Raw genomic sequence first — 11961 nt, forward strand, 5'->3', positions numbered from 1 at the left:
GCCGACACCTTATTTCCCAAGAAGGTAAGGCATGATATTGGCTTATAAAAAGCAAAATAATCCAACCTATGATTCATTAGATAACACTAATTCAATAAAGTTTTTACAAGCAATGAGAGCAGATCAAAGAAAAAGAAAGCAAACTGACCTCTTTGAAATGCTGCCGCAGGCAATTTCTAAGTTCAAAAAAAATATCATTGAGCCATTTTTCACCGATACCCGTAGTTCGAAAAATGCTAATGAGAGTCAACCGCTCCGTTCTGAAATATATACCGAAGAACAGTTAGAACAATTGGCAAGGACGCTTGCTGCCAAACACTCTCTCATCACGCAGGAGCCATCTGAACATCTGTTAAAACGGCTCGCAGAAAACGAAAGTATTTTGTTAGAAGCTCATGCGGTGATCACGCAAACTGTAAAGGAAAATAACCGGATCGTTCCGGCAGCTGAATGGTTACTTGACAATTTTTATTTGATAGAGGAGCAGATCTATACTGCAAAAAAGCATTTACCCAAAGGATATAGTAAAGGATTACCGCAATTAGCCAAGGGAATGTCTGCCGGGTTACCCCGTGTATATGATATTGCTGTAGAAATTATTTCCCACAGCGATGGTCATGTGAATCTCCAAAATCTTTCAAGTTTTGTAAAAGCCTATCAGACCATTACACCGCTGAAGCTAGGTGAGTTGTGGGCCATTCCTATCATGCTGCGGCTGGCACTTCTTGAAAATCTCAGACGTTTATCTATCCAGATATCTATCGACATTGCCAATAAGGCAACCGCAGAAAATTGGGCCGATCAACTGATTAATATAGTAGAAAAAGATCCCAAAAACCTGGTATTGATTATTGCCGATATGGCGAGAGCCGATCTTTCCATGGACAGCTCTTTTGTAGCAGAACTAACAAGAAGGCTGCAGGAAAAAGGAAGCTCACTAACCTTAGCCATTAATTGGCTGGAGCAAACTTTATCGGAACAGGGCGTGAGCAGCATGGAGCTAATCCATCATGAGAATCAAAAGCAGGCGGCTGACCAGGTTTCGATCAGTAACAGCATCAGCAGTCTTCGTTTTTTGGGAACGAGTGATTGGCGTGAGTTTGTCGAATCAACCAGCCTTGTTGAATATACGCTCAGGCAAGATCCTTCGGAAGTTTATCCGAAAATGGATTTTGTTACCAGGGACCATTACCGGCATGTGGTAGAAAAGATTGCCAAATACAGCGATCTCTCAGAACAACAGGTAGCAAAAATTATCATAGATCTCGCAAGAGAAAGCCAGGAAAAAAATGGCGAATTGCGAACAGTACATGTGGGTTATTACTTAAGCGGGCCCGCATTAAAAAAAACGGAAAAGCTGGCGAAGATGCGTGTCACCTATAAAGAAGGCGTACGCAAGCTGGCAAGACGTATCCCTCTCCTGATCTATGCCGGGTCAATACTGTTAATAACTGCATTATTATCCTGGATTATCTATTCAAAAGTCAGCAAAGAAGGGTTTGAAAAATGGCCCATTATTGCAATTACCGCAATAGGAATCTTTGCGACCAGTCAGCTGGCCGTCGCAATTGTAAATTGGCTGTCCACCATTCTTACAAAACCATTTTTATTACCCCGGATGAATTTTTCCAAAGGAATTCCGGATGAGTATCGAAGTATGGTAGTTGTACCCACTATACTGACAAGCAGTGCTGGTATTGCCGACCTGATTGAACACCTGGAGGTTCGGTTTTTGGCCAACAGGGATGCTAATCTCTCTTTTGCATTATTGACCGACTTTAAGGACTCCAACCAGGAGAAGATGGAAGAAGATGATATTTTATTACAATATGCTTCTTCAAAAATTATCGAGCTAAATAAAAAATACGACCGGCCTGGTAATGATACATTTTTTCTTTTTCACCGCCCCCGCTTATGGAATAAGCGGGAGAAAAAATGGATGGGATTTGAGCGTAAAAGAGGAAAGCTTGGTGACTTAAATACCCTGATACTAGACGGAGATAAGAGTCCGTTTTCACTTATTATTGGTGATGAAAATATATACACCAAGGTTAAGTACGTAATCACGTTGGATACCGACACCCAACTACCCCGTGATTCGGCCTGGCAAATGGTAGCCACCATGGCTCACCCGTTAAACCATCCTGTTTATTCAACAAAGAAAAAAAGAATTGCTGAAGGATATACCATTTTACAGCCCAGGGTATCGAATAGTTTAAATACAACGGGCAGTACTTTTTTTTCCAACATTCACGGTAATGAACCTGGTACCGACCCCTATACAAAAGCTACATCTGATGTATACCAGGATATGTTCCAGGAAGGCTCGTTCATAGGGAAAGGCATCTACGATGTTGGAGCTTTTGAAAGAACATTAAAAAACCGGTTTCCTTTAAACCGGATATTAAGTCATGACCTTTTAGAAGGAGCCTATGCAAGAGCCGGGTTAATTACAGATGTACAACTCTATGAAGAATATCCATCCTCTTACCTGATTGACGTTTATCGCCGCCATCGGTGGATAAGAGGTGATTGGCAAATAGCAAGCTGGTTGTTTCCGTTTGTTTCGGGTGTCGGCAAAAAGATATATGGCAACCCCCTTACGCTACTTTCGAAATGGAAAATTTTCGATAATCTCCGCAGAAGCCTTGTCCCCATCGCCTTATTACTATTATTACTGTTTGGCTGGATCTTTTCTTCCAATCCTCTTTTTTGGACAGCCATCGTCTTATCGATACTTTTCCTTCCTTCCATTATCAGCTTTGCCTGGCAATTGAGCCGAAAACCAGCTGACTCTGTTTTTGTTCAGCATTTTATTTATACCGTCCGGTCATTAAAAGACAGTTTGGCCAAGCATACAATTGATTTCATTTGTTTACCCTTCGAAGCATACACCAATGCAGATGCTATTTTAAGAACGATTTGGAGAATAACCATTACCAGGAAAAATCTATTGCAATGGAATCCTTATTCGAATACCAGTTCGGGGCAAAAAACGGTTGGAGCATTATACAAAATCATGTGGTTTGCCCCGCTGTTGGCTATGGCTATTTTCATTTATCTCGCCGTTTTCAACTCTGTTACACTTTTAAAAGTATTGCCGCTACTCATCCTTTGGTTTGCTTCACCACTTGTCGTATGGTATATTAGCCTTCCTTATGAAAAGGAAAAAGTTGATATTTCCAAAGAGCAAACAATTTACCTGCGAATACTGGCAAGAAAAATTTGGGCTTTCTTCGAAACCTTTGTAGGCGAACAGGACAACTGGCTCCCACCCGACAACTACCAGGAGCAACCGGTTGAACGTATCGCTCATCGCACTTCTCCTACCAATATTGGTTTGTCGCTGCTTTCAAATCTCACAGCCTACGATTTCGGTTATGTAACTGCCGGTGAGTTAATAGAACTTACCAACAATACACTGACCACCATGCAACGAATGGAAAAGTATCGGGGGCACCTTTATAATTGGTATGATACGCAAACATTAACGCCATTAGCTCCCCGGTATATTTCAACCGTGGATAGTGGTAACCTGGTCGGGCATCTGATAACGCTGAAACAGGGTCTGCTTTCGATCGTTGACAAAAGAATAGTCAGTGAAAATATGTTTGAAGGAATTATTGATGAGTTAAGAATTCTTTCAAAAAAAATCAAGATTTCTTCCCTGCAAAAATTTCAAACCGAATTGTCGAATAACTATCTTCAAAATATTGACACTCCTGAAAGCATAAAAAAATATCTCGATCAGCTCGAGGTGTCACTAACCAGCATTTTTGTTGAGCTTGATACCGATCCCGAAACAGAAGCCGACTGGTGGATACAAAAGATTTTTGCACATATTAAAAACATAAAGAACGATCTGGGCATCTTCGTGCCCTGGCTGTATTTATCATCACCACCTGCCAGGTTCGAACAACTGATCCCTTCGCTACCCGGCATTCCAACGCTTAGTCAACTGGCAAAGATTGAGCAAATACTATTGCAAAAGATCAATGAACTTTTTTCATCAGAAAATACGGAAGAAGAAAATCGCTGGCTTACCAATTACAGGGCTGCCATTACAGAATCAGGGAGAAGAGCGAAAGGAATGCTCATTATGATCGAGCAGTTAGTATCGAAATGTGATCAGCTTTCCAATATCGACTATGACTTCCTGTATGACAGGTCCCAACATTTGTTTACAATTGGTTATAATGCCGATGATCACCGAAAAGATAATAGCTACTATGATTTGCTCGCCTCCGAAGCAAGGCTCACCACTTTTGTGGCCATAGCACAAGGCAAACTGCCGCAACAAAGTTGGTTCGCATTAGGACGCCAGCTAACCAATATCGGCACCACACCAATACTTCTCTCATGGAGTGGCTCTATGTTCGAATACCTGATGCCCTTGCTTGTAATGCCCAATTATGAAAACACTTTACTGGATCAAACTACCAAAGCCGTTATTCAAAAACAGATTGAGTATGGCCGCAAACGCGGCGTACCCTGGGGCATTTCTGAATCCGGTTATAATATGGTAGACGCAAACCTCAATTACCAATATCATCCTTTTGGTGTTCCTGGTCTTGGCTTTAAAAGAGGACTGAGTGAAGACCTCGTAATATCTCCGTATTCGACCGTCATGGCTTTAATGGTAGCACCACAAGAAGCGTACGACAATTTGCAGGTATTAAAAAAGGAAGGCTTTGAAGGAAAGTTTGGTTTCTATGAAGCAGTAGACTATACAGCGGGTCGGCTGTCCAGGAAACAAAACAAATCGGTGATTAGTTCCTTTATGGCGCATCACCAGGGAATGAGTTTTCTATCGATCGCAAATTTCCTTTTAGCTCAACCGATGCAGCAGCGTTTTGAATCCGATGTACAGGTAAAATCAGCTTTGCTATTGTTGCAGGAAAGAATACCCCGTGTCACTACATTCTATTCACCAAGTGTACATGAAGCAGATACCAGCATCATCCCCGGTGGCGATGGATTTATGCGGGTGCTCGACACTCCTTTCACTCCAATTCCCGAAGTTCAATTACTGTCGAACGGCCGCTATCATGTAATGGTATCAAACTCCGGTGGCGGATATAGCCGTTGGAAAAATTTAGCCCTGACGAGATGGCGCCAGGACAGCACTTGCGACAATTGGGGTACATTTTGTTTTATCAGGGATCTTGATAACAACTCATCGTGGTCCACAGCTTTTCAGCCCACATTGAAAGAGGGAGAAAACTATGAAGCTGTCTTTTCACAGGGACGTGCCGAATTCAGGCGAAGAGATTTTGCACTGGAAACGCATACGGAAATTGTTGTATCACCTGAGGATGATATAGAATTAAGAAGAGTACATATCACCAACAGGTCAAGAAAAAAAAGAACTATAGAAGTTACCAGCTATGCAGAAGTAGTGCTGGCAGCAGCTATTGCAGACGAAATGCATCCGGCGTTCAGCAACCTGTTCATTCAAACAGAGATCAATGAACAACGCAATGCCATTACCTGCACACGCAGACCAAGATCCGAGGAAGAACACAATCCGTGGATGTTTCACCTGATGAAAGCACATGATGTCGATATCAAAAATGTGTCGTATGAAACAGACCGCGACCAATTTATCGGTCGTGGTAATTCTATACACGCTCCAAAGATCATCAACCAATCTACGCCCTTGTCAGGCAGTAGCGGGTCGGTATTAGATCCCGTTGTATCCATACAATATCGCATTGTGCTGGAACCGTATGAGTCAGCAACTATTGACATGATATTTGGAATTGCCGACACAAAAGAGCTTTGTACAACGTTGATCGAAAAATACCAGGATCGTTATCTCATTAACCGTATACTTGAATTAGCCTGGACGCATAGCCAGGTAATACTAAGGCAAATAAATGCAACCGAATCGGATGCACAGCTTTACACCCGTTTGGCAGGCTCCATCATCTATGCCAATGCATCGTTACGCACGGAGCCCGGTATCATCCTGAAAAACACGAGAGGACAATCTGGCCTGTGGAGCTCCTCTATCTCAGGTGATCTGCCCATCGTATTGCTGCAGATAGAAGACTCCTCCAATATTGAATTGGTAAAACAATTAGTACAGGCACATGCTTATTGGCGATTAAAAGGCTTGTTGGTTGATCTTGTTATCTGGAACGAGGACCATGGAGGCTACCGCCAGGTATTGCACAATGAAATACAAGCTTTGGTAACTCCCGGTATTTTGATTGACTCCAACCAACCCGGGGGAATTTTTATCCGTTCCGCTGATCAAATATCCAACGAGGATAGAATATTATTTCAAAGTGTAGCTCATGTTATCATCGCTGACAGACTTGGTTCATTGGAAGAACAGATCGCCGGTCGTACAAAATTGAAAACAACGGTTCCCGCTTTTAGCCCCAGTAAATTCTCATCCTCACTGGATACTACACTTGCACCGCCCAGTGATTTGCAGTTTTTTAACGGGTATGGTGGCTTTTCAAAAGATGGTAAAGAATATGTGATAACAACTACTGCTACCCGATCTACGCCGGCTCCATGGATAAATATCCTGGCTAACCCCGATTTTGGAAGCATCATTTCAGAAAGCGGTCAGTCCTACACCTGGATAGACAATGCACATGAATTTCGCCTGACTCCCTGGAACAACGATCCGGTAACTGACCTGAAAGGTGAAGCATTTTACATTCGTGATGAGGAAAGCGGTCGTTATTGGTCCCCTACTCCACTGCCTTGCCGCGGCAAGTCGATTTATATTACCCGTCACGGTTTTGGCTATAGCATTTTTGAACACAGTGAAGATGGAATTGAAACATCTTTTTGCATTTATACAGACATTGCCGCCCCTATCAAATTCTTTGTTCTAAAAGTGCGCAATAAATCAGGAAGACTTCGTCGCTTGTCGGTGACAGGTTATATTGAGTGGGTGTTGGGTGACCTTCGCTCGAGGTCATTGATGCATGTAATTACCGAAATGGATTTGCGTAGCGGCGCCTTACTTGCCAGAAATTCTTATAATACAGAATTTGAACAACGTGTTGCCTTTTTTGATGTAGACGGCCTCAATAAATCATTTACAGGTGACCGCACAGAATTTATCGGAAGAAACGGAGCAATGAGCAGTCCTGAAGCTATGCACCGGACCAAACTTTCGGGCAAAACGGGTGCAGCTCTTGACCCTTGTGCCGCTATTCAAACAGCGTTTGACATTGCAGATGATGAAGAGCATGAAGTTATTTTTAGGTTGGGAGCCGGTAAAAATATCACGGTCGCTCAAGCGCTGATCAAAGATTTTGAAGGAAGAGGCACTGCACAAAAAGCATTGGAAAAAGTAAAGCAATATTGGGAAGAAACATTAACTGCCGTGCAGGTGCAAACTCCCGATGCAGCCACAAATATTTTAGCTAATGGGTGGCTAAATTATCAGACACAGGCCTGCCGCATTTGGGGACGAAGTGGTTTTTATCAGTCAGGTGGTGCATTTGGATTCCGCGATCAATTGCAGGATGTTCTTTCATTAATGCATACAAAACCAGAGTTCGCCAGGGAACAAATATTGGCAAGTGCTTCCCGGCAATTCAAAGAAGGCGATGTGCAGCATTGGTGGCATCCTCCTGCCGGCCGCGGAGTAAGAACAACTTGCTCCGACGACTTCATGTGGCTGCCACTGGTAACCAGCCGTTATATCGCTACCACCGGCGATGAAAAATTGCTTGACGAACCCATCCATTTCCTGGAAGGCCGGCCATTAAACGCCGGGGAAGAATCATATTATGATCTCCCGATCCGCTCGGATGAAACAGCTACACTGTACCAGCATTGCGTAAAGGCAATTGAACATGGATTCAGATTCGGAGCCAATGGCCTGCCTTTAATGGGCTCGGGCGACTGGAATGATGGGATGGATAAAGTGGGACAACATGGAAAAGGTGAAAGTGTGTGGCTCGCCTTCTTCTTTTACGATATCCTGATTCGTTTTATCGAAGTCGCTAATTTGAAAAATGATATTGCTTTTGCGGATAAATGCCGAAGCCAGGCGGAACAACTAAAAAATAATATTCACCTGCATGCATGGGATGGCGAATGGTATCGGAGGGCTTATTTCGATGATGGCACCCCGCTGGGTTCCGCGATGAATGACGAATGTAAAATCGACTCCATTGCACAAAGCTGGTCGGTGCTGTCCACAGCAGGCGATACGGTTCGATCATTAAAGGCCATGCAATCGGCCGATAAGCACCTGGTGCGTAAAGATGACCATATCATCCAGCTTTTCAATCCCCCATTTGATAAATCAAAACTCAACCCCGGTTATATAAAAGGATATGTGCCTGGTGTCCGGGAAAATGGTGGTCAGTATACCCATGCCGCTATTTGGTTGATTATGGCCTTCGCTAATCTTGGTGATAAAAAGAAAACCTGGGAATTATTGCAAATGGTAAATCCGATTAATCACGGAGCCGATCTTTCATCTATTACACAATACAAAGTGGAGCCTTATGTGATAGCAGCTGACGTATATGGCGTGAAAAGGCACAGGGGCCGTGGTGGATGGACATGGTACACAGGTTCGGCGGGCTGGATGTATCAATTGATCATCGAATCCTTTATTGGCCTCAAAAGAAAGGGCAATTGCCTCAGCTTTGCTCCCTGCATTCCGGCAGACTGGAGCTCCGTCAGGATCAACTATCGGTACCAGCAAACTATGTATAGTATTGAAATCATTCAATCGCAGGAAAAAACCAGTGGTTCAAAAATGACAATTGACGGAGCACCCCGGCAAGATCAGTCTATCCATCTGAAAGATGATGGCAATCCGCATGACATAAAAATATTCATCTAATAATAATAAGGAAGAAAATAAATAAGCTATTTAGCGCATTCTAAGAAATGTGTAGGATTGAAATTCGTAGGAAGGAGTTTTCAAGAGGTGGGAATTTGCACTATCCTTTTCCTGGCGGAACCCGTAAAGGGAAACAGGCTGTTTCTTATTTTGAATTTTATCTTTTATCGCCAGTTTATTTTGATTACCGGAACTTTCTTTTTTATCTTTTTGATATTGATGAAAAATTAACAGGTGTATCGCCAGCAACAAAATGACTTGCTTCATAGAAGTGATTTACTCATAGTAAATAAAGAAATAAACATGCCATTAGCATTGTGGCACATTTATTTAATTATTAACAAGGCCTGCCAATTATACTTCATATTTTATGGAGTGATCTTAACCCGCTATACATATTTTTTAAAAAATCATACTGTAATAGAGCAAAAAACCCGTCCCGGGTTAAGTAAGTGAACACTCCTGTTGAAAATTATAAAACTGAGGAAAAACCCGTGTAGAGAAGTTTACACAACCATGGCTGTTTTTTCCACGACTAAAGAAAAATTTTAATGGTGCATTTCCTTGTATTTCTTCGGTGTTACTGATGTTAGCGATTTAAATATTTTATTGAAATTAGAAATATTATTAAACCCTGAATCGAAGGCAATTTCGCGGATAGTCATTTCCTCATTTTCTATCATCAATTTTTTGGCATGGCTTATTCTGAATTCGTTTAAAAAATCGATAAACGTCTTCTGCGTTCTTTTTTTGAAAAAACGGCAAAACGACTGAGGCGTCATGTTGCAATTTTTGGCTATGTCTTCCAGGCTAATATCGTGACCGAAGTGTTGACTCACATACTGAAACACCGAATCGATCTTATGATTATCTATTGTATCATAGGTATTATGGTAACCAATGCTCGCCAGCAAATCATATTCTCCACCTGAAGAAATGGTTTCCAATATCTGCAACAGGACGATGATGCGGTTCAAATCTTTTGCACCTAGCATTTCCCGCATCAAAGCCGCAACTTTTTCATTGGTACCGCCATTTATCTTCAATCCCCTTTCTGCTTTGTGGTATAATTGTTTTAAATGCTGGGTTTCATGAAGACTATAAAAGTTGCTCCCAAAAATATCTTTATTGAAGTATAAAACGATAGCGCCTGATCGCAGGTTAGGGTTTCCACGGTGATAGATTTCATCACTATACCATACATGTGAAATATTAGAACCTAATAAAACAAGTTCACCGGGATTAAAAGTTGCAACACTATCGCCTACAATTCTTTTTCCATGGCCTTCCAGGATATAGACCATCTCCAACTCTGGATGAAAATGGAAGGGAGTGTTGAAATAAGGGACATTCCTCTCAACAATTATGATTTGCTCATGGGGTGAATGACCAATATGGGTAAAAACTGGCTTGATATTGCTACTATTTATTTATAGGCCCCTAACAATATTAATAAAATATCAGCATGTGGTAAAATAGAAGCATCCCATACAGGAAAGAAAGCGGAATTTCATTTCTTTGTTACAAATCACTAATTCCATGTCAAAAAAAATCCAGCTCATTTTCATTTGTTTGCTCCTGCAGAGCCTTTTAATGGCTCAACAAAATGTTCACCCCCAATCCGCTACCTACGAATGGCCAACGGATCCGGCCGTCAAAGCCAAATTGGAAAAATGGCAGGATCAAAAGTTTGGTATCATCATCCATTGGGGGCTTTATGCTGTTCCAGGCATTATGGAATCATGGAATCTTTGTTCGGAAGAATGGATTGACCGCGATAGTACCATTGCCTATGAGGATTATAAAAAATGGTATTGGGGACAAAGCAAAAACTTCAATCCGGTAAACTTTAATCCGGAAGACTGGGCCAAAGTAGCCAAAGAGGCCGGTATGCGTTACCTGGTGTTTACTACCAAGCACCATGATGGCTTCAATATGTTTGATACCAAACAAAGCGATTTTAAAATTTCCGCAGGACCTTTTAAGGACAATCCAAAAGCTGATGTTGCGAAATATGTATTCGATGCGTTTTCAAAAAATGGATTTATGATCGGTGCTTATTTTTCCAAACCCGATTGGCACTCGGAATATTATTGGTGGCCAAAATATGCAACGGCGGATCGCAATAATAACTATGATATCCGAAAGTTTCCCTGGCGCTGGAACAAGTTTAAAGAGTTTACCTATAATCAACTTAGCGAACTGATGCATAATTACGGCCCCGTTGATATCCTATGGCTGGACGGTGGTTGGGTTCGGCCACGTGAAACTGTGAATGCCGAAGTGCTTTCCTGGGGAGCAAGAATTCCTGAATGGAGCCAGGATATTGATATGCCCCGCATAGCCGAAATGGCCAGGGAGGCCCAGCCCGGCTTATTGATAGTAGACAGGACTGTGCATGGAAAATTTGAAAACTATCAAACCCCCGAACAACGAATTCCTGAGCAACAACTGGATCATCCATGGGAAAGTTGTATGACGCTTGCCAATAACTGGGGTTATGTGCCGGAAGATAAATACAAATCGTCGCGGCAGGTAATTCATTCGTTGATCGAAGTAGTAGCCAAAGGAGGAAGTTTATTGCTGGGTATTGGTCCAAAACCCGATGGCGTTCTGCCCGACGAGGCCGTGGAAAGAATGAAAGAAATAGGCAAATGGATGGACAAAAACAGCAAAGCCATTTATAATACGAGGATTACCAAAAACTATCACGACGGCAATATTTGGTTTACGCAAAATCCCAAAGAGGGTAGCCGGTATGCCCTGGTTTGTCTCAAAGAAAATGAACCGATCTCAAAAGAAATAACCTGGCACAACAACCTGCCCAAAAAAGGTAGCAAAATCAAATTGCTGGAAAGTGGGAAAACAATAAAATGGAAACAAGACGGAGATACGGTAACACTTACACTCCCCTCTTCACTAATACAATCCCAAAAAAATAATCCGGCACTCGCCTTTTCATTTATCCCTGCCGGCGAAAACTAATTATACTATCACTCAACGTGCAGAGCCATGAAGCAAAACTTCATGGCTTTTTTTTTTCTGATATCCATAAGGATTTGGCAGCTTGTATTTTCTTAAAGTATGTTAATATTTCATTATAATCGGGTAAAAGTGTTGGATTTTAT

General features: G+C 42.0%; 4 protein-coding genes. 2 read left to right on the plus strand and 2 right to left on the minus strand.

Translation table 11 applies throughout. From position 1 onward, the window contains the following. Positions 1–31: 31 nt before the first annotated feature. Positions 32–8833: a GH36-type glycosyl hydrolase domain-containing protein gene (locus ACFEL9_RS01540; protein ID WP_385885512.1), complete on the plus strand. Its 8802-nt coding sequence runs from the start codon at positions 32–34 to the stop codon at positions 8831–8833. A gap of 30 nt (positions 8834–8863) precedes the next feature. On the opposite strand, the gene ACFEL9_RS01545 is transcribed toward ACFEL9_RS01540, so the two are convergent. Beyond that, entirely contained in the window at positions 8864–9100 is a 237-nt protein-coding gene (locus tag ACFEL9_RS01545) for a hypothetical protein (protein WP_385885513.1), read from the minus strand. 281 nt (positions 9101–9381) lie between these two features. Continuing rightward, on the minus strand, positions 9382–10263 hold the full coding sequence (locus ACFEL9_RS01550; RefSeq protein WP_385886598.1) for an AraC family transcriptional regulator: 882 nt from the start codon (positions 10261–10263) through the stop codon (positions 9382–9384). Positions 10264–10372: 109 nt separating this feature from the next. On the opposite strand from ACFEL9_RS01550, the gene ACFEL9_RS01555 reads away from it, so the two are divergent. Then, the gene (locus ACFEL9_RS01555) at positions 10373–11818 is read left to right on the plus strand and encodes an alpha-L-fucosidase (protein WP_385885515.1); all 1446 of its coding nucleotides are present in this window, start codon (positions 10373–10375) and stop codon (positions 11816–11818) included. Positions 11819–11961: the final 143 nt, after the last annotated feature.

This window comes from Terrimonas alba (genome assembly GCF_042434975.1).
Lineage (GTDB): Bacteria > Bacteroidota > Bacteroidia > Chitinophagales > Chitinophagaceae > Terrimonas_B > Terrimonas_B alba.

What these genes read in the sequence shown, in the direction of transcription:
- ACFEL9_RS01540 (WP_385885512.1), top strand. Translation starts at nt 32, where the DNA reads ATGATATTGGCTTATAAAAAGCAAAATAATCCAACCTATGATTCATTA.
- ACFEL9_RS01545 (WP_385885513.1), bottom strand. Translation starts at nt 9,100, where the DNA reads ATGAAGCAAGTCATTTTGTTGCTGGCGATACACCTGTTAATTTTTCAT.
- ACFEL9_RS01555 (WP_385885515.1), top strand. Translation starts at nt 10,373, where the DNA reads ATGTCAAAAAAAATCCAGCTCATTTTCATTTGTTTGCTCCTGCAGAGC.